The sequence below is a fragment of the Paractinoplanes maris genome, from assembly GCF_023544465.1.
In the GTDB taxonomy this organism is placed as follows: domain Bacteria; phylum Actinomycetota; class Actinomycetes; order Mycobacteriales; family Micromonosporaceae; genus Actinoplanes; species Actinoplanes maris.
Genome location: NZ_JALPVL010000001.1, coordinates 412,354 through 434,232 on the forward strand (window position 1 = coordinate 412,354; position 21,879 = coordinate 434,232).

Below are 21,879 nucleotides of genomic sequence, written 5' to 3' on the forward strand. Positions count from 1 at the left end.
CCTACATCCTTTCGGGCGCCGAGACGCCGAGCAGGCCCAAACCATTGGCGATCACCGTACGGGTGGCGTCGTTCAGCCAGAGGCGGGCGCGATGGACATCGGTGATCGGCTCGTCGCCCATCGGCAGCACCCGGCAGTTGTCGTAGAAGCGGTGGAAGTTCGCCGCCACGTCCTCCTCCAGGTAACGCGCGACGTGGTGCGGCTCGCGCAGCGCGGCCGAGCGGGCCACCACCGCCGGGAACTCGCCCAGCGCCCGGAGCAGGTCGTTCTCCTTCTCGTGGGTGAGCAGCTCGGGGTGGAAGTCGCCGGGCTCACCCCGGGTCAGCCCCACCTCGGCCGCGTTGCGGGCCACGCCGGCGGTGCGGGCCGCCACGTACTGCACGTAATAGACCTTGTTGTCCTTGGTCGCCCGGGTCCACTCGTCGATGTCGATGTCGATCGGCGAGTCGGACGAGTAGCGGGCCAGCGCGTAACGGGTGGCGTCGACCCCGATGGCGTCGACGAAGTCCTCCAGGGTGATGACCGTGCCGGCCCGCTTGCTCATCCGCATCGGCTCGCCGTCGCGCACCAGGTTGACCAGCTGGCCGATCAGAATCTCGAGGTTGACGGCCGGGTCGTCGCCGAAGCAGGCCGCCATTGCCTTCATCCGGCCGATGTAGCCGTGGTGGTCGGCGCCCAGCATGATCACGACCCGGTCGAAGCCGCGCTTGCGCTTGTCGAGGTAATAGGCGCAGTCGGCCGCGAAGTAGGTCCAGTCGCCGTCGGACTTGCGGAGCACCCGGTCCTTGTCGTCACCGAACTCGGTCGTCCGCAGCCAGGTCGCGCCGTCGGCCTCGTAGACGTGGCCCTGCTCGCGCAGCCGGTCGAGAGCCTCCTGCAGCTCGCCCCGGTCGTGCAGGTCCTTCTCGTTGAAGTACGTGTCGAACTCGACGCCGAACTCGGTGAGCGACTGCTTGATCTCGGCGAACATCAGCTCGACGCCGACCCGCCGGAACGTCTCGAGCGCCTCGGGCTCGCCGATCTTGAGTACATCGGGGGCCTCGGCGGTCACGGCCGTGGCGATCTCGGCGATGTAGGCGCCGCCGTAGCCGTCGTCGGGGGCGGGCTCGCCCTTGGCGCTGGCGTAGAGCGACCGGGCGAACCGGTCGATCTGGGAGCCGGCGTCATTGAAGTAGTACTCCGTGCCGACCGTCGCCCCGGACGCCCGCAGCAGGCGGGACAGCGCGTCACCGACCGCGGCCCACCGGACGCCGCCGACGTGCACCGGGCCGGTCGGGTTGGCCGAGACGAACTCGAGGTTGATCCGCTCGCCGGTCAGGGTGGCAGTGTGCCCGTACGCGGGACCGGCCAGCACGATGTCGCGAGCCAGCACACCGGCGGCAGCCGCGTCGAGCCGGATGTTGAGGAAGCCCGGCCCGGCGATCTCCACCGACTTGACGCCCGGCTGCCGGCCCAGCTCCTCGGCCAGCGCGGCGGCCAGCTCACGCGGCGGGACGCCGGCCTTCTTACCGAGCTGCAGCGCCAGCGTGGACGCGTAGTCACCGTGCTCCGGGCTGCGGGGTCGCTCGACCGTCGTGGTGGCGGGCAGGGCCGAGAGGTCGAGGCCGCGGGTCTCGAACACGGCACGAGCAGCTGAGAGAACGGTGGCAGCAAGCTTGGCGGGAGTCACTCAACCATGCTATCGGGGGTAGACTTCGACGCTCGGCGGCCACCCGAGCCCCGCCATCCTTCTCCCCAAGAATCGACGAGGCACGATGAGCATGAGTTCGCCGGGTCCCGAACGGGTCCCGTCCTCCGTCAAGGTCAGCAAGACCTCCGGCCAGGGCAAACCCCCCACCGCCGCCAAAAAGGCGACGGCCGGTGGTGCGGCCGGCAAAGGCGCGGCGGGCAAGGGCAGCGGCAAGGGCCGCAAGCAGATCACGCCGGTCAAGGTCGCGGGCAGCCGCAACTGGGGGCCCATCGCGGTCGCCGGCGTGGTCGTGCTGATCGCCGTCGGCATCATCGGCTACGGCGTGTTCGCCGCCGTCCAGGGGTCGCGCGGATGGGAGGACAAGGTCGCCGACATCGCGGGCGTGACCAACTACCGCGAGCAGAAGAACGCGGCGATCGACGCCCGCGACCACAAAGACGGCCCCCAGACCTACGTGACGAGCCCGCCCGTCGGCGGCGCCCACAACAGCACCTGGCAGAACTGCATGGGTGACGTCTACGACCAGCCCATCGCCAACGAGCACGCGGTGCACAGCCTCGAGCACGGTGCCGTCTGGGTGACGTACAAGCAGGGTCTGGCCGCCGACCAGGTCACCAAGCTCAAGGAGAAGGTGCAGGGCAAGGAGTACACGCTCATGTCGCCCTACGCGGGCCTCGACAAGAACGTGTCCGTCCAGGTCTGGGGCTACCAGCTCAAGACCGACGACGTCAACGACCCCCGCATCGACCAGTTCATCCAGGACACCCGCCTGGTCTCCAGCATGGAGCCCGGCGCCGCCTGCTCCAGCGGCAACACGTCCACCGGCCCGCTGGCCGCCGCCGGCGCCACGCCCCCCAGCGGCAGCTGATGCCGGTCACCACCAACCCGGGAGCGGCGGCCACGGTCGCCGCCCCGGGCGGGGGCACCACGGGCCACAGCAAACGGTCCTGGCTGGCGGCCGCCGCCCTGATCCTCGGCCTGGCCCTGGGCGTCGCCGCCGGCCTGGTCATCCCCCGCTTCACCCACCCCGGCACCGACTCGGTCGAGGCCGGCTTCCTGCGCGACATGTCGACCCACCACGCCCAGGCCGTGGAGATGTCGATGCTGGCCCACGCCAACTCGGCCAACCCCCGCATCGTCACCCTGGCCGGTGACATCGCCCTGACCCAGCACGGCCAGATCGGCTACATGCAGGCCTGGCTGCGCGACTGGGACCTGAGCCCCACCGGCACCGAGGCCCCCATGGCCTGGATGCCCAACTCAGCCGGCTCGATCGTCAACGGCCTGATGCCCGGCATGGCGACCCCCGAGCAGCTCGACAGCCTGCGCAAGGCCTCCGGAAACGCCCTGGACATCCAGTTCCTGACGCTGATGAGGGCCCACCACCTGGGCGGCATCCACATGGCCCAGGAGGCCCTCAACCTCTCCGACGACAAGAACATCGACTGGCTGGCCCAGACGATGGTGTCCGGCCAGCAGAGCGAGCTAGGCCTGATCGACACCCTGCTCAAAGAGATCCCGCCGGCGTAGGTGCCCGCCCCTCGCGACGGCGGGGGCGCCCCGGATACCGGTTGGCGGTCGCTCTTGGGGGCCTGCTAGGCTCTGAAACCACTGAGCCCCCGTAGCTCAGGGGATAGAGCGTCGCCCTCCGGAGGCGAAAGCGCAGGTTCGAATCCTGCCGGGGGCACGATGTGATGTCTCAGGACATCGGAATAGCCTGAACCTGCGTTTCGCAGGTTCAGGCTTTCTGTTTTTTGGGCGTTGGGCCGGGTGGTCGGCCGGTGGGCTGGTAGTCGCGTCGTGGGTCGATGGTCAGTTCGCGGAGGAGTTCACCGGTGGCGGCGTTGATGACGCGGACGTGCAGGTCCTGGACGAGGAGTAGGACGTAGGTTCCGGCGTAGGTTCGGCCGATGCCGATGTGGCGGAGCCGGCCGTGGACGCGCAGCGTGACGCTGCCGGTTTTGCTGATGGTGTCGTGGCGGACCCGGTCGTGGGTGTCGCCGGTGCGGTCGGTGCTAGGGCCGGCTTTCGGCCGGGTCTGGTAGGCGGTGGCCGGGGTGGCCCGCTGGGGCAGCGACCGGTGTGGTCGGCGGTGGTTGTACTCGTCGGTGAAGGCGTCGATCAGGGCTTGCAGCTGGGTGATGGTGTGCGGCTGGCGGGGTTGGGCGTGGAGCCATTTCTTCATCGTTTGCTGGAAGCGTTCGACCTTGCCGCAGGTAGTTGGATGGTTGGGTCGGGAGTTCTTCTGCGCGATGTTCTGCCGGCGGAGTTCGGCTTCGAGTTTGGTGCGCCCGCCGCGGCCGCCGGCGAAGCGGGCGGTGTAGACCAGGCCGTTGTCGGTGAGCGTAGAGGCGGGGTATCCGTGCAGTTCGGCGGCTTCCTGGAAGGTGGCGTGGGCGATGGCGCCGGTGATTCGGGGATGCGCTGAGATGTGCAGGGCGTAGCGGGAGTGGTCGTCGAGCCAGGTGATGATCTCGACGTCGAGGCCGGACCGGGCGTCAGCTCGGGTGAGCCGGTAGTGGGTGAAATCGGATTGCCAGGTCTCGTTGGGCTGCTCGGCTTGGAAGCGGATGTAGGAGCTCTTCGGCCGTTTCGATGGCTCTGGGACTACCTGTCCGGCGCGGGTCAGGATCCGGTTGATCGTCGCCCGTGACAACGTGACCCGGTGGTGGTGTTGCAGGTGCCAGCCGATGGTGTCGGCGCCGGCGTCCAGGCCGGCTTCGCCGAATTGTTTACGTAGCCGCAGAACGAGGTCGACGGTCGCTGGGGCGGTGGCACCGGGACGGGTGTTCGGGGCGCGGGAGCGGGCCTCGAACGCGGCCTCGCCCTCGACGTTGTAGCGGGTCATGAGCCGGCTGATCCAGCCTTGCGAGACGCCGTACGTGCGGGCGGTCTCGGCCTGCGACGCGCCGCTCAGCACGGCGGTGATGACGAGTCGACGTGTGGACACGCCGCAGCCTGCAACCAGCCGGACGAGCCGCTACGATGCCATGCCGATGTCGTGAGACATGCCTATTCCGATGACGCGAGACACCCTATTCCGATGTGCTGAGCCAGGACACTGCCGGGGGCACGAGCCGGAGCCCTCTGTCCGCTGATGAGCGCGGACCGGGGGCTCGTGCGTTTCTCCTGGGGCCCGAGCCCCAGACCCCACGCCGGGGACACCCCGGACCCCATGCGGTGGTTGCGGTTGGCGACTTGGTGGCGCTTTCGGGGGTACGGGCTTTGGGCTGGCTCTTTGAGAGCGGATGACCATTATCGTGGAAGACAACCCGGATGGGTGACCACGTGAATGTTGGTCGAGACGTTGGGGTCAGCATGTTCCACGTTGAGCGTGACGGTTAAGTCCTGGGCCTCCGCATAACAGCGCCGTGACGGCTTTTCTCGGGTTACAGCCGCCGCCGTCAGCATCGGTGAGCAGCCTGGCTTGGGAGGCTGTAGGGGATCGCCGCGATCCAGGCGTCCAGTGCGGTGGTGAGCCGCATCTGACCTACAACGCCCACTTTGGACGAGCGTGGCTAGCCGTTCGGAGTGAGCTCCGGCGGCGAGGTCGCTCCGCTTCTGGTGTAGTCGGGTCAGTTCGCACTGGAACAGCCGAACACGCCATTCTTACGAGGCCGCGGAGGGCGTGGCGACTGGAATCCGTTGCGCGGCAAGGGGATCGATGAGTCGGAGATCAGCCGTGTCGAGCAAGCTCAGAGCCACCATCCATGCGGCACGTCTGCGGTGATCGGACGGAACCGTCAGGTGGTGGGTGGGAGTGGGTTTCCGGCGGCGGACAGCAGGGCTTCGGCTATGGGGGTGCGGGCGTTCAGGATGGCTCGGCCCTGGCGGTGTGCTGTTACCAAGCCGGCGGCGCGCAGCGTGGTCAAGTGGTGGGAGACGCCGCCGGGGGTAATGCCGGTGCGGTGGGCCAACTGGGTGGTGGACAGGGGCGACGTCAGTTCGGTCAGCAGGCGGGCCCGGCCTCGGCCGACCAGGGCGGTCAGTGCGCTCGGCGGCTGGGTGGGTTGCTCCCAGAGCGTCGCCACTCCGCGGGCCGGGTAGGCCAACTGCGGGATCGGGCCGGCTGAGACGGTCATGACCGTCGGCCAGATGAAGACCGACGGGATCAGGATCAGGCCGGTGCCGGTGGGGACGTCTGCTGCTGTGCAGTGGGGCTGGTTGATGTGCAGGATGCCGTCCTGCCAGACGACCTGGGGGTGCAGGTCGGCCAGGACGCCGGCGGTGCCGTCCTCGGCCAGGCGGCGGGCCCGGCGTTGAACCTCGGCGTCCAGCAGGGATTTCATGCGGGGCCAGTCGGGGGCCACCGTGGTCGACCAGAAGGACTCGATCTCTTCGCACAGTTGGGCCAGGCCGGTGGGCGGGTCGGCGTACAGCTGGGCCGGCGCGCCGCGCCGGGGGGCGGGCATCAGATCCAGGTGGTCGCGGACCACGCCGGGTGGGGTGGCGCGTAAGGCTGCCAGTTCGGTGGTGAGGTCGGCGACCAGGCCCACCGGAGGCGGGGTCAGGAAATCGGGTGTGTAGCTGCCGGTGGGGGCCACCAGGGCGGCCAGCAAGCCGTCCGGCGGCAGGTGAGCCTCGGCAGCCCAACCGCGGTAGAGGGCGGGCACGCCGGGGCTGCGCAGGAGGCGGGCGGCGGCCAGGACCTCCCACAGGGCCGAGACGGCGAATCGGATGTGGGTGGCTGAGGTCGCCGTGAGGGCTATCGAGACCAAGGTCGGCTCCATGGATTTAGCTGCGGCTCAAACTTTACGGGTCGCCCGGCCCGGCGCGGAGACTGAGCGGGTGACGAACAAAGCTGAGGTCTTTCGCTCGCTGCACGTGCCGGGGAAGCCGCTTGTGCTGGTCAACGCCTGGGACGCGGTGAGTGCCCGGATCGCCGAGCAGGCGGGGTCCCGGGCGGTTGCCACCACGAGTGCGGGGGTGGCCTGGAGTCTGGGGGCGCCGGACGGCGACGTGCTGGGGCGTGACGATGCCATCGCGCTGGTGCGGCGGGTCGTCGCGGCGGTCGGGGTGCCGGTGACCGCGGACATCGAGTCGGGCTACGGGGTGACCCCGGACGAGGTGGCGGCGACCGTGCGGATGCTGACCGCGACGGGGGCGGCCGGCGTCAACATCGAGGACGGGGTTCGCGGCGTCGAGGAGCAGTGTGCCCGGCTGTCGGCGGCTCGCGCGGCGGCCGGGGACGGCTTGTTCATCAACGCGCGGCTCGACGCCTACCTGCGCGGCTCGGGGGAGGTGGCCGAGGTGGTGGCTCGGGCCGAGGCCTTCCTCGAGGCGGGGGCCGACGGCATCTTTGTGCCGGGCGTGAGCGACCCGGCGGTCATCGGGGAGCTGGCAGCCAAGATCCCGGCGCCGCTCAACGTCATGGCCGGGCCGGGGGCCCCGGACGTGCGGGAGCTGGCCCGGGTCGGGGTGGCGCGGGTCAGTCTGGGATCGGCGGTCGCGCAGGCGGCGTACGCGGTGGTCAAGCGCGCCGCGGAGGAGGCGCTGACCGCGGGGACGTACGCCGCCGTCGATGATGCTCTGGACTACGGGTGGATCAACGGGCTCATGACTCGGCGTAGCGCGTAGGCGGGAACGGGTTGTCCGCGCTGAGCGGGACGTTCTCGCCCTCGGCCTCCTGGCGGGCGGTGACACTCTCGATGTCCTGCTCGTCGTTGTCGGCCTGCGGGTCGAACGGCACCGGGTCGTCCGTCGCCGCCGGGATGTCGCCCGCGTCGTAGTCGGTGACCCCGGCGTCGGCCCTCTCCTCCTCGGTGCGGCGAGCCAGCTCGTCGTCGTCGAGGTGTGCGGGGGCGCCGCCGTGGAACCGGCGATCGCGGTGTCCCTCGGCCGCCTCGGTGTTCACGTTGTCGTCAGCCATCTCGCTTCCCTTCCCTCCGGGCTCGTGCCCGCGCCTGTCCTACCCGGGCCCGCGTCGTGGTTAACCGAAGCGTGCGCTGGATCGCACCCCGACGCCAGAGCGTGCCGGTGCGGATGGCCGCGACACAGTGGATCGCCGCGACATGCCAGATTCCGACACGCGCTGTGCCGACTTGCCACCCGGAGCGTTACGCCGTAGTCATTCTGGGGTAGTCGGGCCGCCCCACGCGGCAGCGAAAGGGAACCAAGTCATGGCACTCATCGCAAGACCGGAACGGATCGACGTGCGGACCCGCGACCGCGAGGTCGCCGCCGAAGCGATCAACCGGATCGCCGCGCACCGCGCCCGCATCTCGTTCAGCGACCCGGCCGGGGTCGACCTGCGGGTGCACGAGAGCCGGTACGGCGACATCGACACCGCGCTCATCCGGTTCGGCGGGGTGCGATACCACGCCGACGCCGAGCCGATGACCAGCCTGCTGGCCGGGTTCGTGGCCGAGGGTGCCGCGCGCGTCGTCGTCCACGGCGAGACCGTCGAGCTGCCCCGCATGCAGGGCATGCTCTTCCCGTTCGGCACCCGCACCTCCGGGGAGTACGGGGACTCGGTGTTCGTCCTCTTGCGACTGCCGTTCGGTGTCGCGGCCGAGGTGGCCGAGGCGACCACCGGCCTGCCCGCCGAGAAACTGCGCTTCGACGGCATGACACCGGTGTCCGAGGAGTCGCGCCGGCTCTGGGTGCAGACCGCCGATTTCGTCTGGCGGCAGCTGAGCACGCCCGGCGCCGAGCCTCCGCCGTTGGTGACGGACCAGCTCGTACGATTGATCGCCTCCACGTTGATCGCGGTCTTCCCCAACACCGCGATGACCGAGATGCGGTCGGGCGCCGGCGGTTTCGTCGCCCCGGCCGTGCTCCGGCGGGCGACCACCTTCATCGAGCAATACCCGGAGAGCCCGCTCACGGTCGGCGAGATCGCGGAAGCGGCGGGTGTCGGCATCCGCGCCTTGCAGACCGCGTTCCGCCGCCACTTGGACGTCACGCCGATGACCTACCTGCGACAGGTACGCCTCGACCGGGTGCACCGCGACCTGCTGGCCGGCGACCCGCACGGCGGCGTGACCGTGCAGGAGACGGCCCGGCGCTGGGGTTTCGCCAACCTGGGCCGGTTCGCGGCCGAATACCGCGCCGAATACGGCCAGTCCCCCAGCCGGACCCTGCGGGGCTGATCAGAGCGGCAGGACGACGGGGGTCGGGGTCTGCCCGACGCAGGTCACGGCCATCCGGTATTTCGACCGGGCGCCGAGGAAGAGCACCCGGGCGGTGATCGCGGGCCCCGGCTCGAGGGTCTCGGCCGTGAAGCCGTCGGCCGGCTCGGTGCCGGTCAGCGACACCCGGCCCCGGTCACACGTCGCGAAGGCCACCCCGCCGGGCGACTCGAGCCGCCGGCCGGCGGGCGGGGCCACCGACGGTGACGCCGGCGGCTCACTCGACGTGCTCGGCTCGACCGGCTCGCTCACGCTGGGCGGGACCGAGTGCGCCGCGGAGGGTGCGATGGTCGGCGCCGGCCCGCTGCCGACGATCACTCCGGGGGCGGGCGCGCGAGTGACCGCCCCTACACCCGGGACCTCCCGGACCGGGGCGCCCGCCGAGGGACGGGCGGGGGCACTGGTCACGGTGGGGGCGACCGAGGCGGGGGCGTCGGCGATCCGCTGCCGTTCCTCGGTCTCCGGGTCGGGGAGCAGGAACCAGGTCACCAGCGCGGCGACGGCAACGGCGGCGACGGCGCCACCGGCCACGAGATACTTCTTCCGGACGCCGGGGCTGCCCGAGGCCTCCTCGGGACGCCGTCGCGAGGAGTGGGCCGGCCGGTCGAGCGCCGTGGCCGGCCAGACCGAGTTGGGCGGCCGGTCGAACCGGGACGACTCCCCCAGATTGCCGCGGGGCGCCGGGGCACCGGCCACGATCGGCCGGTCGTTCGGCCGGGCCACGACGGTCGGCTGGGCCAGGTAGCGGGGCGCTTCCACCGGCGGTGCGGGCCTGGGCACCCGGGTCCCCGTCGGTTCGTCATCGCGTACGGCATCGGCCTCGGCCGCCTCGGCCGCGTCACCCAGCGTGGCCGAAACCTCGCTCGCGGTCGGTCGCGCGGCCGGATCCTTGACCAGGCAACGGTTGATCAGATCGGCCACCGGGCCGGGCACGCCCGGCAGCTCGGGCAGCGGAGCCGGATCGACGTAGACGTGGGCCTCGAGCATCTGGGTCGTGCTCTCGACACTCCAGGGTGACTCGTGGGCCAGCAACCGATAGAGCAGGACCCCGAGCGCGTAGACGTCCGACGCGGCCACCACCGCGTCGCCGGTCAGCCGCTCGGGGGCCAGGTAGGCCGGGGTGCCGACCAGCCTGTCCTCGGGGGCGGCGGGACCGGCCGCGGCCGCGATGCCGAAGTCGACCACCTTGACGCCGGCCGGGGTCACCATGATGTTGGCCATCTTGATGTCGCGGTGGACCAGGCCGTCCTCGTGCGCGGCGGCCAGCGCGGCGGCCACCTCACCGCAGATCCGGAAGATCGTGCGCGGCGGCAGCGGCGAGGACGACACCCGTTGCTGCAGGGTCGGCCCGTTCACCAGCTCCATCACCACGTACGGAAGGGGGTTGCCCTCCTCGTCGGCCTCGCCGTAGTCGTAGACCTGCGCGATGTTGGGGTGCGAGAGGGTCGCCGCCGATCGGGCCTCGTCGCGGATGCGGGCACGGGACTGTGGATCACCGGCGAATCCGCGGGCGAGCACCTTTACCGCGACCGGCCGGCCGAGCACCTCGTCGCGGGCACGCCAGACGACAGCCATGCCCCCTCGGCCGAGCTCGCTGAGCAAGGTGTAGCGGCCGCCGAGGGCCTGCCGGACTTCCACCGTGGCAGTGTGCCTGTCCGGCCGGAAATTCGCACATCCGAGTAAGCCTCGAATAGCGCTCGCTTTCGCATTACGCCTATGGTTTTCGCGGCACCGGAAAAATTGATCTTCCCGGCGCCGGCACATCGATCAAGGAGCGACATGGCGAACTCGATCCGGCAGCGAATCGCCGATGCCACGCTCGGCCGGCTGCTGCGGCAGGGCGCGGCGGTCAACGACTACGTGGTGGCGGCGGTCCGCACGCCGATGCGGGACGGCGTGGTGCTGCTGGGCGATCACTTCGCGCCGGTCACCGCCCGGCCGCGGGGCACAGTCCTGATCCGTACGCCGTACGGACGCGGTTTTCCCTCGTCGGCGCTGAACGGGCGGATGTTCGCCGCGCGCGGTTACCACGTGCTGATCCAGAGCGTGCGGGGCACGTTCGGGTCGGGCGGCCGGTTCGAGCCGATGGCGCAGGAGACCGCGGACGGCCACGACACCGTCGCCTGGCTGCGGGAACAGTCATGGTTCGACGGGCGGCTGGCCACCCTCGGGGCGTCCTACCTCGGGTGGGCACAGTGGACGCTGATGCAGGATCCACCGCCGGAATTGCGGGCGGCCGTCGTTTATGTCGCTCCGCACGACTTCCGCGAGGCGGTGTTCGGCACCGGCGCCTTCACCGTCGGCGACTTCCTCGGCTGGAGCGACATGATCGCCCATCAGGAGGACGGCGGGTTGCTCCGCCGCGGGGTCAACGAGGCCTCGGCGACGCGGCGGCTGCGGCCCGCCCTGCACGGTCTGCCGCTGCCCGAGGCGGCCGACCCGGTGCTGCGCGGCCGGGCGCCCTGGTATCGCGACTGGCTCTCCCACCCCGACGGCGACGATCCCTGGTGGGAGCCGTACCGGGCGGGCGAGGCGCTGCGCCGCGTGGAGGCGCCGGTCCTGCTGATCGGCGGCTGGCAGGATCTTTTCCTCGAGCAGACCCTTCAGCAGTACGAGGCCCTGAGCGCCCGCGGGGTCGAGGTGGGCCTGACCGTCGGCGGCTGGACCCACCTGTCGATCGGCATCCAGGGCGCGGCGACCGTGGCCCGCGAGAGCCTGGCCTGGCTCGATCAGCACCTGGCGGGCAGCCCGCGGGCCCGCCGGTCGCCGGTTCACGTCTTCCGCACCGGCGAGCGCCGCTGGCACGGCCTGGCGTCCTGGCCGCCGCCCTCGGCCCCGGCCGTCTTCCAGCTGCACGCCGACCGCACGCTGACGCTCTCGGCCACACCCCGGCCGGCCACCGGTGCTCCGCCCGCCCCACCGGCTGCCGCGCCGCCGCTGCCCGCCACCGGCGAGACCGTGAGCTTCCGCTACGACCCGGCCGATCCGACCCCGACGGTCGGCGGGCGCACGCTCACCGGCTCGATGGGGGTCAAGGACAACCGGGCGCTCGAGGCCCGGCCGGACGTGCTCGTCTTCACGACCGATCCGCTGCCCACGGCCGTCGACGTGATCGGGTCACCCGTACTGGAACTGGCCCTCGGGGTGGAACCGGCACACGCGGACGTCTTTGTGCGGCTCTGCGACGTCGACCAGCGCGGCCACTCGCGCAACTTCTCGGATCGGCTGCTGCGCCTCGACCCCACTGTGCCCGCCGGTCAGGTGCAGCGGCTGTCGCTCACGCTCGACCCGTGTTTCCACCGGCTGGCGGCCGGGCACCGCCTGCGGCTGCAGATCTCGGGCGGTTCGTTCCCGCGGTTCGCCCGCAATCTCGGCACGCCGGGCGACCCGGCCGTGGCGCACACGCTGCGGCCGCAGGAGCACACCGTCCACTGTGCGGAATCGCGCCTCACCGTCCCCGTCGCGGCCGAATGATCATTTTTCACCGGGGTGTTTCATCCACCACTCGGTGAATTGACGAGCCTGGCCGGAATTGTCGAGCCGGAGCACCCACAAATTGCTGTACGTGTCGTCGGGATAGGTCGTTGTCGCCTCGATGATCGCCAGATCCTCGGTGACGATCAGCGGGTGCCACTCGAATGTCGTGCTGCCCGGATCGTCCTTGATCTTCAACCACTGTTCGACGATGGTGTCGCGGCCGAGCCACGGTTGGGCGAACGGCTCGGTGAAGTAGGCCGCGTCCTCGGCGAAGAGGCCGGCGATGTGCCGCGGATCGTTGGACTCCCACGCTTGGCGATAGTTGGCGATCCACGCCGTCACCGCGTCGAGACTGGTCATCATGCCTCCCCAGGCCTTATTTCGCGTACGCCAGCTTGCTGAGCTCGGGCAGAGCCCCGTTCCACAACAGGTCGCTGACCTGGCTCAGCACGATGAAGATCAGCCCCTCCCGCGGGTCGTTGAACCAGTCGGTGCCGAAGCCGCCCGCCCAGCCGTAGCGCCCGGGCCCGCCCACCTCGTCGTCGGCCACGGTGACGGCCATCCCGTAGCCCCAGCCGGAACCGTCGAGGAAGACGCCGCCGGCCGCGATCTGCTCGTCGGTGAGGTGATTGGTGGTCATCGCGGCCACCGATTTCTCGGAGAGCAGCCGGGTGCCGCCGTGCACGCCGCCGTCGAGCAGCAGGCGGGCGAAGGCCAGGTAGTCGTCGGCCGTGGAGAGCAGCCCGGCCGAGCCGTTGGGGAACACCGGCGGCCGGGACCACACGTCGAGCGGCTCGATCTCGGAGCGGCTCAGCCGGCCGGTGGCACCGTCGGTCTGGTAGTGGGCCGGCAGCCCGGTCAGCCGCTCGGCGGGCAGCCAGAACCCGGTGTCCCCCATGCCCAGCGGGGCGAAGAGGCGCTCGTGCAGCAGATCGCCCAGCGACGAGCCGGACGCCCGGGCGAGCAGCACGCCGAGGACCGTCGTGCCCGCGTTGTACATCCACTTCTCGCCCGGCTGGTGGATCAGCGGCAGCGACCCGAACCGGCGGATCCACTCGTCGGGCCCGAGCCGGGTGCGCGGCTCGGGCTCGGCCAGCTGCAGGTCGAGCTCGCGCCAGGCCCGCACGATCGGGTACGGCGGATTGAACTCGCCCTCCGCGTCGACCACGAAGCCGAACCCGAGCGTGAAGGTCAGCAGATCCTCCACAGTGACCGGCCGCTCGGGCCGGACCGTCTCGTCGAGCGGCGCGTCGGGGCGGGCGAGCACCTGCTGGCCGGCCAGCTCGGGCAGGAAGTGGGCGACCGGCTGCTCGAGGTCGAGCACGTCGTCCTCGGCCAGCATCATCGTGACCGCCGCCAGCACCGGCTTGGTCATCGACGTGATGCGGAACGGGGTGTCCCGCCGCATCGGCACGTCGCCACCGAACTCGGTGACCCCGGCCGTCTCGACCCGCACGTCGTCGCCCCGCGCCACCAGGGTCACGAGACCGGGAAAGTCACCGCGCTCGACGCGCGCGGCCATGGCTTGCTCGAGTTGACTCGACATGGGTCCCAGACTGCCAGTTCTTGTCGGTGGCCGCCGATAGGGTCGTCGCATGATTCACCACTGGCGGCATCTGCCGGCCCCGGCCCGGCCGATCGCGGCCGCCGCCTCGGCCGCCGTGGCCGCGGCCCAGGCGCATGACCGCGAGGCGCTCGACGCGGCGACCGCCGAGCTCACCGCCCTCGACGCGGCCCAGACCGGTCTGGTCCTCGGCACGGCCACCCGTCTGCTCCTCGAGCAGGCCCACCCCGACGGGCTCGACAGCGACGCCGTGCGCGAGGTGCTGGCCCACTGTGTGCGCTCGGCCGCCGCCTGGCATCCCGACGTCGACCCGCAGGTGGTGCTCTATCTGCTGGCCGCCGCGCTCGGTGTGCTCGACGAGCAGACGCCGGCCCCCGACCCGGGCGTGCTGGCCCGCCACACCGCCCTGCTGCTGGCCGATCAGCTCGGCTCGCGGCCGCCCCGCGAGATCCTCACCGCCGCCCTGACCGAGATAGAGCACACCCAGCTCAACGATTGAGTCGTTGAGCCTCGGGCGAGAGGGAGGAGGCGGCGATGACACCAACGGACCCGAGGCTGCTGCTTCGCCCGATGCTGCACGTGGACGATCTGACCGCGTCGATCGCGTTCTACCGGCAGCTGGGCGGCGAGGTCATCCACGGCGGCGAGGACAGCGACTGGGTGCTCATGCAGCTCGGCACCATCCAGATCGGCCTGCTCGCCCGGCCGCCCGACCGCACCCGGGGCGAGGACACGGTCGAGCTGACCTTCGACGCGTCGATGCCGCTGGCCGAGCTCGAGTCCCACCTGCACCGGGCCGGCATCCCGGTCGACGAGGTCGGCACCGACCGCGACTTCGGCGAGCAGCTCCACGTGCGTACCCCCGAGGGCCTGCTCCTGAAGATCAGCAGAAGCCCCTAGCCCGGGTGCTGCGCGGCCCAGCGACAGATCGCGGCCAGCGGCTCCTCGAGCGTGCGCCCGAGGGCGGTCAGCTCGTATTCGACGTGCTGGGGAGCCGACTCCTTGAGCACCCGCCGCTCGACCAGGCCGTCGGCCTCCATGCCGCGCAGGGTCTCGGTCAGCATCTTCTGCGTGATGCCGGGCACACGCCGCCGCAGCTCGGCCGGGCGGCGCGGGCCGGGCAGCAGCGAATAGACCAGCAGCACCCGCCATTTCGCGGCCAGCCGCTCCAGCGCCTGCCGGGTGGTGCAACTCTCCTCGAGCACGTCGGGCACGACCAGATCCACGGACTCCCCCGCCTATGGGTACGCGGAAGTGCCTTCTGTCCCCTCCGCCCGGTCGCAGCCTAACGTCGCCCCGTGACCGAACGCGTGACCATCCACAGCGAGGGCCTCGCCCTCTCCGGCGTCCTCCACCGCTCCCCGGGCCCGCGGGCGATCGTCCTCACCGGACCCTTCACCGGCGTCAAGGAGCAGGTGACCGGCCTCTACGCCGAGCGCCTGGCGGCCGAGGGCTTCACCGTGCTGGCTTTCGACCACCGCGGCTTCGGCGAGAGCGAGGGCCGCCCGCAGCACGAGGACAGCCAGGGCAAACTCGCCGATCTGCGAGCCGCGGTGACCCTGCTCGCCGACTACCGGGTGGCCCTGGTCGGCATCTGTCTGGGCGGCGGCTACGCGATGCGCGCGGCCGCCGCCGATCCCCGGGTCGTGGCCGTCGCGGGCATCGCGGGCGCCTACAACAGCCCGCGCTGGTTCGCCGAGCGGATGGGCGCCGCGACCTACCGGAAGTCCCTGGCCGACCTGATCGAACGCTACGACGAGTTCCTGCCCGCCGTGTCCCGCGACGGGGAGGCCGCGATGCCGGGCGAGGAGCCCTGGTCCTATTACTCGGCGCACCCGGCCAACTGGACCAACCGGGTCACCCGGGGCTCGCTGCACAGTCTGCTGACCCTCGACGTCCTCGGCGTGCGGCCGTTGCTGCCGCCGAGCCTGGTCGTGCACGGCCGCCGCGACGACTACTGCTCCCCCGAACTGGCCGAGGCGATGGCCGCTGACCAGACCGTCTGGCTCGACGGTGAGCGCCACACGGACCTCTACGACGTCGACCCGTACGTCTCGGCCGCTGTGACCTCGACAGCAGAGTTCCTCCGCCGGTTCTGAGCGTCCGGCACCATTGGCGGTATGGCGTCGGTCGCGATTTTCCACTCCCTCCACGGGCTGCGACCGTCCGTGCTGACCGCGGCCGAGCGTCTGCGGGCGGCCGGGCACACCGTCGTGACCCCCGATCTGTACGGCCTGCCGTGCGCCTCCTCGGTCGAGGAGGTGCCGCGCTGGCCGACAAGGTGGGCTGGCCCAAGATCGTCGACCGGGGACGGGCCGCGCTCCGCGATCTGCCCGCGCGCACGGTGCTGGCCGGCTTCTCCCTGGGTACGGGCGTGGCCGACGCGCTGCTGCCGGAGCGCCCGGATACCGCCGGGCTGTTGCTGCTGGCCGGCGCCCCGATCACGGTCGCCCGGATCCGGCCCGGCCTGCGCGCCCAGCTGCACGTGGCCGACCCCGATCCCGAGTTCGTGCCGGCCGCGGCCGTCGAGCGCTGGACCGACGGCATGGAGTCGGCGGGCGCGATCTTCGAGGTCTACCGCTACCCCGCCGTGAGTCACCTGTGGATGGACGAGGACCTGCCCGATCACGACCCCCTGGCCGCCGAGCTGGTCTGGGACCGCTGCGCGGAGTTCCTCCGCTTCTCGTAACCCTCATCACTGCAGTCAGTAAAAGTTTGCAGCGGCTGCAAGTACGGCTCTAACCTGCCGGTGTGGTGGAGACCGAAGCCGCGGCGCCGACCCGCCGCGATCGCAAGAAACAACAGACCCGGGCCGCGCTGATGGCGGCCGCCCTGCGTCTGGTCGACGAGCGCGGCCTCGACCATGTCACCGTCGAGGACATCAGCGAGGCGGCCGACGTCTCCCCGCGGACGTTCTTCAACTACTTCGCCACCAAGGACGACGCCCTGCTCGGCGGCCCGCTGCCGCACGGGCCGTCGATGCACGACCGGCTGCTGGCCGTGCCGTCCGGCGTAGCGCTGGTCCCGGCGCTGCTCGAGGCGATCAGCGCCGACATCGCCGAGATCCAGGATCAGCGCGACTTCTGGCTGCTCCGCCTCCGGGTGATCAAGGACAACCCGTCGCTGGTGTCGATGCTGGTGGCCCGGGGCGAGTGCGCTGAGGCCGAGACGATCGTCGCCGTCGCCGCCCGCACCGGGCTGCCCGCCGACGACCTCTTCCCCCAGCTCGCCGCGACCCTGACCGGCGCCGCGTTCCGCACCGCGATGATGCGCTGGGCCACCGCCGGCGACGGCCGCGACCTCCTCGACCTCGTCCGCGAGGCCTTCGCCGTCCTGGCCGAGGGCCTGGCCCGCTCCGCACCCCCCGCACCTACCCACGACGCAACCCCCGCACCTACCCACGAGAAAGTCCTGCGATGACACTCACCAGCCCGTCCGACCGACCGGATCCGGCGCTCTCCGCCGAGGCCACCGTCGCCGAGGACGCCGTGGCCCTCGGCGGTTCGCCGGTCGCCGCGGAAGCGGTCGACCAGGCCGTGGCCACCGGCGGGGACTCCGGCCGGATGTCGCGCGGCGAGGTCCTCCAGGCCCTGTCCGGCCTCATGCTCGGCATGTTCGTGGCGATCCTGGCCTCGACCGTCGTCTCCAACGCGCTCCCCCGGATCATCGCCGACCTCGACGGCAGCCAGTCCGTCTACACCTGGATCGTCACCACCGAGCTGCTCGCGATGACGGCCACCGTCCCGCTCTGGGGCAAGCTGGCCGACCTCTACAACAAGAAGCTGCTCATCCAGATCTCGCTGCTGCTGTTCGTGGCGGGTTCGCTGATCGCCGGCTTCACACCGGACGTCGGCGTGCTGATCGTCAGCCGCGTCGTGCAGGGCATCGGCGCCGGCGGCATGACCGCGCTGGCCACCATCGTGCTGGCCGCGATCATCCCGCCGCGCGAAATGGGCCGTTACTCCGGCATGTTCGGCGCGGTCTTCGGCGTCGCGACCATTGCCGGCCCGCTGATCGGCGGCGTCATGGTCGACACCGCCTGGCTCGGCTGGCGCTGGTGCTTCTTCATCGGCGTGCCGTTCTCGGTGGCCGCCATCGCGCTCCTGCAGAAGACGCTCCACCTTCCCTCCGTACGCCGGGCCGGGGTCAAGATCGACTGGCTGGGGGCCTTCCTCATCACGGCCGGTGTCAGCACCCTGCTGATCTGGTCGACTCTCGCCGGGCAGCACTTCGACTGGGCCTCCTGGGAGACCGTGGCGTTCGTGGCCGGTGGCGTGGTGCTGCTGGCGCTCGCGGTGTGGGTCGAGTCCCGCGCCGAGGAGCCGATCATCCCGCTGCGCATCTTCCGCAACCGCACCGTCACTCTGACGATCGTGGCCAGCGTGCTGGTCGGCGTGGCGATGTTCGGCGGCACGGTGTTCCTGTCGCAGTACTTCCAGGTCGCGCTGGGCAAGTCGCCGACGGTGGCGGGCCTGATGAGCCTGCCGATGATCTTCGGTCTGCTCGTCTCCTCGGTGGTGGCCGGAGCGCTCATCACCAAGACCGGCCGGTGGAAGATCTACCTGGTCGCCGGGGCCATCATCATGACGATCGGCATGCTGCTGTTGAGCACGATCGGCGCGAACACGAGCGTCGTGGTGATCTCGGTGCACATGGCGGTGCTGGGCATCGGCGTCGGCATGCTGATGCAGAACCTGGTGCTGGCCGCGCAGAACGACGTCCCCGCGGCCGAGCTGGGCGCCGCCACCTCGACGCTGACGTTCTTCCGCAGCATGGGTGGCGCGATCGGCGTCAGCGCGCTGGGTGCGGTCCTGGCCAGCAAGGTGACGTCGGGCTTCGCCGAGAAGTTCGGGGCCGCGGCCGGCGGCAGCGGCACGGCCGAGGTGCCCGACGTGAGCACGCTGCCTCCGCAGGTGCTCGCCGTCGTCAAGGACATCTACGGCACCGCGACCGCCGAGCTGTTCCTGATCGGCGCCCCGATCGCCGCCCTGGCCGTGATCGCGGTGCTCTTCATCAAGGAGAAGCCGCTGTCGAACCTGAGCGGCGACGAGCGCCGGGCCCAGGAAGAAGCTGCCGCCACCGGCATCCCGCTGCACTGACCGCCCGCCGGCCGGGGTCGTCCCCACCGGGGCGGCCCCGGCCCGCGTTCACCCAGCGACGGGACCGACGACAAGCGGCGAAAGCGGCGCAGAGCCGACGACGACCGGCAACAGCGCCGCGCAAAACGGCGACAGAGCCGACGACAAGCGGCAAACGGGACCGCGTACGGCGACAGAGCCGACGACAAGCGGCGACAGGGCCGCGTGAGAACGGTGACGGCGCGGCCGTCAGGACGGGCGCAGGCCGACCGACGTGCGTGGTGAGGGCGGCTCGGCGCACCCCAGCAGACCGACCAGGCCGGAGACCCAGAGCTGCCGGTAAACCGTGGGGCTCGGGTGGCTGACAACCAGCTTTATGCCGCTGGCGGCGGCCGTATGGAAGCAGGCCACCAGGATGCCGATGCCGATGCTGTCGATCAGCATCACCCGTTGGAGATCGAGGCAGATCTTGCCCGGCGTGGAGGTGGTCAGCACGTCGTTGACGGCGTCCCGCATCACGTGGGCATTGTCGAGATCGATCTCGCCACTGGGTGCGATCTCGACGGTGCCATCAGCCAACTGGCGCGTGGTGATCGGCAGATACACGGCTGCCCTCTTCCTGGCATCGAGCGGGCCGACGCCGACCTTCCGCGTGGAGGGCGCTCCGCCGGCCACAAATAGCCTTGGTGGGCGTCGGACGCCTCGCCCGAGCGCCGCTCTCCGACCGCGTTGCTTCAACAATCCGCTGGTCTGCAAGTTACGCCACGTAGGCGCGGAACGCCAGAGTAGTTCATATGGCCTGAATGTGCTGGAACGGTCACTGCGTGGCGCCAACGTTGACGTTCAGCGTGCCGGGTCGAATACTCACCGTATGCATTGGGACAAACTTCGGCATGGCTGACCGCCACTCGAAGTCCGTCCACGTTTTCCCGGAAATGCCCGAAGTAGCCCACTTAAATAGGGCGGATATCGACGAAGCACGGCGGGTGCTAAACCGTTTTTACTATCCCGTGGCCGTCGGCATGCCGGAGGACGTGGCTGACTTTCAGCTAGGTGTGGGAGTGATCCAACTCGGACCTCTGACGGTCGGACAATTACGTTTCGCCAGCCCCGTCACGCTGCTGGTGGCCGAGTTGGACGCCTATCACGTCACCATGCCGACCTTGGGCCGCCTGCACGCGCGGCACGCCGGGCACGAGGTGTTCGCCGGCCCGTCGTCGGGGGTGATCTTCGGCCCGGGCAGTCCGGTCTACACGTCCCGGGAGGCCAATTCCGCCGAGCTGGCCGTGAAGGTGGAGCGGAGGGCTCTCGAGGAGGAACTGGCCGGACTGCTGGGTCACCCGATCGAGGGACCCCTGCAGCTCCCTCCGGAGGTGGACCTTTCCACCGGACCGGGTGACAGCTGGCGCAAATTGATCCGGCTGCTGTGCGACGAGCTCGTCTACGACAGCAGCCTCTTCTACGAGCCGCTGATCGCCGAGCAACTGCGCAGCACCGTCCTCAACGGGCTGCTGCTGAGCCTGCCCCACCGCTACCACGACGAGCTGACCGGTCCGATCAGTGCCAGTCCGCCCCGGGCGGTCCGCCGGGTGATCGAAGCCATCCAGAACGAGCCCGAGCGGCCGTTCACGGTCACCGAGCTGGCCCGCGTGGCCAACATGAGTGTCCGCTCGCTCCAAGAGGGCTTTCGGCGCCACCTCGGCATGGCCCCCATGACCTACCTGCAAGACGTACGCCTGGGCCGAGCCCACGAGGCTCTGCGGCAAGCCGACCCCGCACGGGTGACGGTCGCGGCCGTGGCGCACCGGTGGGGATTCGCCCACCTGGGCCGTTTCGCCTCGTCCTATCGGAGCCGTTTCGGGGAGTCGCCGTCGGAGACCCTGCGATCCCCGCGGTGACCTCAGCGGCATCACTCGCCCGGGTCGCTCCGGCGGGGCTGCGGAACCTCGTTCGGAGCGGCGGGGCGCGCGGGAGCCAGGCCGAAGATGTGGCCGCGCGGAGGCACCCACTCGCGCCACGGGCCCAGCCGCATCGGAACCATGGCCAGGTCACCGTCGCCGGCTCCCCGCTGGGTACGCAGATAGGCCAGCACGCGAGCGGCGGCCTCGCCGCCGTCCTCGGCCAGGCTGAGCAGCAGACGGCGAGCGTCGTCGGCCGCGGGGTCACCCGGGTCGACTCCCGGCACGTCCGCGACGGAACGGCGGAGCAGCGCGGCCAGGCCGGCCAAGGCCTGCATCACGTCACACGCGTCCCGTTCGGCATCGGACAGGCTGGTCACGACCGCCCTCCCCGACTGTCGGTCATGCGTTTCCCCCTTACAGGCCCGTACGGGCGAAGACCCGGCATACCCCAACCGGACCGCCCTGAACGGGAAGTCAGCCGAAAATGTATTCGGCCCACTACTAAGCGTCCATCCGTAACGCGCAGGTCCTGTCCAGTTCGCGCTCAGTTCGACCGATGGACAGCATGATCGTCCCTTTCGGCACCCCGGCCGACCGGCGGAGACGGGCCGATCCAGTCCGATTCGCGCGGCGCCCTCCGGTCCGCGCGGCGGATACTCCAGCCGGGACGCACGCCACACAATCGGTCGGAACGCGCATCGACGGGGTACACGGTCGATCAGCCGACAATTGTGGGAGGACATCATGAGCGACGACGAGATTCGTCAGCCCCTGGAGGAGACGCCGGAGGTTGCCGACGCCATCGAGGACGACGTCGCGGTCGACGCGTTCATCACCGGGGGCGGCGCCGACCGTGACACCCCCGAGTTCCTGCAGCCGGGTGAGGAGCCGGTCGTGCGCACCGGCGCCGACCAGCCGTGGGACCCGGAGGACCTGGCCGTCGCCGAGGGCCGCGACCCGACCCCCGAGAACGTCGAGCGGGCCCGGCAGGAGCTGGAGCGCGACGGCGCCGCGGCCATCGAGCGCACCGTCCCGTAAA

Annotated in this window: 23 protein-coding genes and 1 tRNA gene; 14 read left to right on the plus strand and 10 right to left on the minus strand. The window is 70.8% G+C overall.

Annotated elements, in window-relative coordinates:
• Position 1: 1 nt before the first annotated feature.
• Positions 2–1,669 carry an arginine--tRNA ligase gene (argS, locus tag NAG42_RS01925; protein WP_250027462.1) on the minus strand — a complete coding sequence of 556 codons (1,668 nt, stop codon included), beginning with the start codon at positions 1,667–1,669 and terminating at the stop codon, positions 2–4.
• An 85-nt stretch (positions 1,670–1,754) separates the two neighbouring features.
• On the opposite strand from argS, the gene NAG42_RS01930 reads away from it, so the two are divergent.
• From NAG42_RS01930 to NAG42_RS01940, 3 genes are all read left to right on the plus strand, one after another.
• Positions 1,755–2,558 (plus strand): thioredoxin-like domain-containing protein, encoded by an 804-nt coding sequence (locus NAG42_RS01930; RefSeq protein WP_250027463.1) that lies wholly within the window; start codon positions 1,755–1,757, stop codon positions 2,556–2,558.
• A complete protein-coding gene (locus NAG42_RS01935; RefSeq protein WP_250027464.1) occupies positions 2,558–3,220 on the plus strand; it encodes a DUF305 domain-containing protein in 663 nt (220 codons plus the stop codon). The genes NAG42_RS01930 and NAG42_RS01935 overlap by 1 nt, the downstream gene beginning before the upstream one ends.
• A gap of 85 nt (positions 3,221–3,305) precedes the next feature.
• Positions 3,306–3,377 (plus strand) — tRNA-Arg (locus tag NAG42_RS01940).
• A 51-nt stretch (positions 3,378–3,428) separates the two neighbouring features.
• On the opposite strand, the gene NAG42_RS01945 is transcribed toward NAG42_RS01940, so the two are convergent.
• Positions 3,429–4,640, minus strand: coding sequence for an integrase core domain-containing protein (locus tag NAG42_RS01945; RefSeq protein WP_308201096.1), 1,212 nt, complete (start codon positions 4,638–4,640; stop codon positions 3,429–3,431).
• Between the two features lie 793 nt (positions 4,641–5,433).
• A complete protein-coding gene (locus NAG42_RS01950; protein WP_250027466.1) occupies positions 5,434–6,420 on the minus strand; it encodes an ArsR/SmtB family transcription factor in 987 nt (328 codons plus the stop codon).
• A 58-nt stretch (positions 6,421–6,478) separates the two neighbouring features.
• Between NAG42_RS01950 and NAG42_RS01955 the strand changes: the two genes are divergently transcribed.
• A complete protein-coding gene (locus NAG42_RS01955) occupies positions 6,479–7,267 on the plus strand; it encodes an isocitrate lyase/PEP mutase family protein (RefSeq protein ID WP_250027467.1) in 789 nt (262 codons plus the stop codon).
• Here the strand turns inward: NAG42_RS01955 and NAG42_RS01960 are convergent.
• A complete protein-coding gene (locus NAG42_RS01960) occupies positions 7,245–7,559 on the minus strand; it encodes a hypothetical protein (RefSeq protein ID WP_250027468.1) in 315 nt (104 codons plus the stop codon). The two genes, NAG42_RS01955 and NAG42_RS01960, sit on opposite strands and share 23 nt — an antisense overlap.
• A gap of 250 nt (positions 7,560–7,809) precedes the next feature.
• Here NAG42_RS01960 and NAG42_RS01965 point away from each other — a divergent pair, with 250 nt between their 5' ends.
• Complete coding sequence (locus NAG42_RS01965; RefSeq protein ID WP_250027469.1) at positions 7,810–8,781, plus strand: helix-turn-helix transcriptional regulator; 972 nt, start codon at positions 7,810–7,812, stop codon at positions 8,779–8,781.
• Here NAG42_RS01965 and NAG42_RS01970 read toward each other — a convergent pair whose 3' ends face one another.
• A complete protein-coding gene (locus NAG42_RS01970) occupies positions 8,782–10,458 on the minus strand; it encodes a serine/threonine-protein kinase (protein WP_250027470.1) in 1,677 nt (558 codons plus the stop codon).
• Positions 10,459–10,599: 141 nt separating this feature from the next.
• On the opposite strand from NAG42_RS01970, the gene NAG42_RS01975 reads away from it, so the two are divergent.
• Positions 10,600–12,294 carry a CocE/NonD family hydrolase gene (locus NAG42_RS01975; protein ID WP_250027471.1) on the plus strand — a complete coding sequence of 565 codons (1,695 nt, stop codon included), beginning with the start codon at positions 10,600–10,602 and terminating at the stop codon, positions 12,292–12,294.
• Here NAG42_RS01975 and NAG42_RS01980 read toward each other — a convergent pair whose 3' ends face one another.
• Together NAG42_RS01980 and NAG42_RS01985 are read right to left on the minus strand one after the other, a co-directional pair.
• Positions 12,295–12,657 (minus strand): YybH family protein, encoded by a 363-nt coding sequence (locus NAG42_RS01980; protein ID WP_250027472.1) that lies wholly within the window; start codon positions 12,655–12,657, stop codon positions 12,295–12,297.
• Between the two features lie 16 nt (positions 12,658–12,673).
• Complete coding sequence (locus NAG42_RS01985; RefSeq protein WP_250027473.1) at positions 12,674–13,843, minus strand: serine hydrolase domain-containing protein; 1,170 nt, start codon at positions 13,841–13,843, stop codon at positions 12,674–12,676.
• Between the two features lie 49 nt (positions 13,844–13,892).
• On the opposite strand from NAG42_RS01985, the gene NAG42_RS01990 reads away from it, so the two are divergent.
• The gene (locus NAG42_RS01990; protein ID WP_250027474.1) at positions 13,893–14,360 is read left to right on the plus strand and encodes a hypothetical protein; all 468 of its coding nucleotides are present in this window, start codon (positions 13,893–13,895) and stop codon (positions 14,358–14,360) included.
• A gap of 35 nt (positions 14,361–14,395) precedes the next feature.
• Positions 14,396–14,761: a VOC family protein gene (locus NAG42_RS01995; RefSeq protein WP_250027475.1), complete on the plus strand. Its 366-nt coding sequence runs from the start codon at positions 14,396–14,398 to the stop codon at positions 14,759–14,761.
• On the opposite strand, the gene NAG42_RS02000 is transcribed toward NAG42_RS01995, so the two are convergent.
• The gene (locus tag NAG42_RS02000; RefSeq protein ID WP_250027476.1) at positions 14,758–15,087 is read right to left on the minus strand and encodes a winged helix-turn-helix transcriptional regulator; all 330 of its coding nucleotides are present in this window, start codon (positions 15,085–15,087) and stop codon (positions 14,758–14,760) included. The two genes, NAG42_RS01995 and NAG42_RS02000, sit on opposite strands and share 4 nt — an antisense overlap.
• Before the next feature lie 72 nt (positions 15,088–15,159).
• Here NAG42_RS02000 and NAG42_RS02005 point away from each other — a divergent pair, with 72 nt between their 5' ends.
• The 4 genes from NAG42_RS02005 to NAG42_RS02020 all read left to right on the plus strand — a co-directional run bounded on the left by NAG42_RS02005 (position 15,160) and on the right by NAG42_RS02020 (position 18,960).
• Positions 15,160–15,960 carry an alpha/beta hydrolase gene (locus NAG42_RS02005; protein ID WP_250027477.1) on the plus strand — a complete coding sequence of 267 codons (801 nt, stop codon included), beginning with the start codon at positions 15,160–15,162 and terminating at the stop codon, positions 15,958–15,960.
• A gap of 140 nt (positions 15,961–16,100) precedes the next feature.
• On the plus strand, positions 16,101–16,550 hold the full coding sequence (locus tag NAG42_RS44775) for a dienelactone hydrolase family protein (RefSeq protein WP_250027478.1): 450 nt from the start codon (positions 16,101–16,103) through the stop codon (positions 16,548–16,550).
• A 62-nt stretch (positions 16,551–16,612) separates the two neighbouring features.
• Positions 16,613–17,281 carry an acyl-CoA-like ligand-binding transcription factor gene (locus tag NAG42_RS02015; protein ID WP_250027479.1) on the plus strand — a complete coding sequence of 223 codons (669 nt, stop codon included), beginning with the start codon at positions 16,613–16,615 and terminating at the stop codon, positions 17,279–17,281.
• Complete coding sequence (locus NAG42_RS02020) at positions 17,278–18,960, plus strand: MDR family MFS transporter (RefSeq protein ID WP_498370587.1); 1,683 nt, start codon at positions 17,278–17,280, stop codon at positions 18,958–18,960. Before NAG42_RS02015 ends, NAG42_RS02020 begins: the two co-directional genes overlap by 4 nt.
• A gap of 228 nt (positions 18,961–19,188) precedes the next feature.
• On the opposite strand, the gene NAG42_RS02025 is transcribed toward NAG42_RS02020, so the two are convergent.
• Positions 19,189–19,545, minus strand: a complete 357-nt coding sequence (locus NAG42_RS02025; RefSeq protein ID WP_250001960.1) for an STAS domain-containing protein — start codon at positions 19,543–19,545, stop codon at positions 19,189–19,191.
• 329 nt (positions 19,546–19,874) lie between these two features.
• On the opposite strand from NAG42_RS02025, the gene NAG42_RS02030 reads away from it, so the two are divergent.
• Positions 19,875–20,837 (plus strand): helix-turn-helix transcriptional regulator, encoded by a 963-nt coding sequence (locus tag NAG42_RS02030; RefSeq protein ID WP_250028317.1) that lies wholly within the window; start codon positions 19,875–19,877, stop codon positions 20,835–20,837.
• An 11-nt stretch (positions 20,838–20,848) separates the two neighbouring features.
• Here the strand turns inward: NAG42_RS02030 and NAG42_RS02035 are convergent, their stop codons facing one another.
• Entirely contained in the window at positions 20,849–21,217 is a 369-nt protein-coding gene (locus tag NAG42_RS02035; protein WP_250027480.1) for a hypothetical protein, read from the minus strand.
• Between the two features lie 367 nt (positions 21,218–21,584).
• On the opposite strand from NAG42_RS02035, the gene NAG42_RS02040 reads away from it, so the two are divergent.
• Entirely contained in the window at positions 21,585–21,878 is a 294-nt protein-coding gene (locus NAG42_RS02040; protein WP_250027481.1) for a hypothetical protein, read from the plus strand.
• Position 21,879 lies beyond the last annotated feature (1 nt).

Excerpts from the sequence above, each read along its gene's own strand:
- NAG42_RS01990 (WP_250027474.1), top strand. The coding sequence starts at position 13,893 with ATGATTCACCACTGGCGGCATCTGCCGGCCCCGGCCCGGCCGATCGCG.
- NAG42_RS01930 (WP_250027463.1), top strand. The coding sequence starts at position 1,755 with ATGAGCATGAGTTCGCCGGGTCCCGAACGGGTCCCGTCCTCCGTCAAG.
- NAG42_RS02040 (WP_250027481.1), top strand. The coding sequence starts at position 21,585 with ATGAGCGACGACGAGATTCGTCAGCCCCTGGAGGAGACGCCGGAGGTT.
- NAG42_RS01975 (WP_250027471.1), top strand. The coding sequence starts at position 10,600 with ATGGCGAACTCGATCCGGCAGCGAATCGCCGATGCCACGCTCGGCCGG.
- NAG42_RS01935 (WP_250027464.1), top strand. The coding sequence starts at position 2,558 with ATGCCGGTCACCACCAACCCGGGAGCGGCGGCCACGGTCGCCGCCCCG.
- NAG42_RS01960 (WP_250027468.1), bottom strand. The coding sequence starts at position 7,559 with ATGGCTGACGACAACGTGAACACCGAGGCGGCCGAGGGACACCGCGAT.
- NAG42_RS02030 (WP_250028317.1), top strand. The coding sequence starts at position 19,875 with ATGCCCGAAGTAGCCCACTTAAATAGGGCGGATATCGACGAAGCACGG.
- NAG42_RS01950 (WP_250027466.1), bottom strand. The coding sequence starts at position 6,420 with ATGGAGCCGACCTTGGTCTCGATAGCCCTCACGGCGACCTCAGCCACC.
- NAG42_RS01980 (WP_250027472.1), bottom strand. The coding sequence starts at position 12,657 with ATGACCAGTCTCGACGCGGTGACGGCGTGGATCGCCAACTATCGCCAA.
- NAG42_RS02020 (WP_498370587.1), top strand. The coding sequence starts at position 17,278 with ATGACACTCACCAGCCCGTCCGACCGACCGGATCCGGCGCTCTCCGCC.
- NAG42_RS01995 (WP_250027475.1), top strand. The coding sequence starts at position 14,396 with ATGACACCAACGGACCCGAGGCTGCTGCTTCGCCCGATGCTGCACGTG.
- NAG42_RS01965 (WP_250027469.1), top strand. The coding sequence starts at position 7,810 with ATGGCACTCATCGCAAGACCGGAACGGATCGACGTGCGGACCCGCGAC.
- NAG42_RS01985 (WP_250027473.1), bottom strand. The coding sequence starts at position 13,843 with ATGTCGAGTCAACTCGAGCAAGCCATGGCCGCGCGCGTCGAGCGCGGT.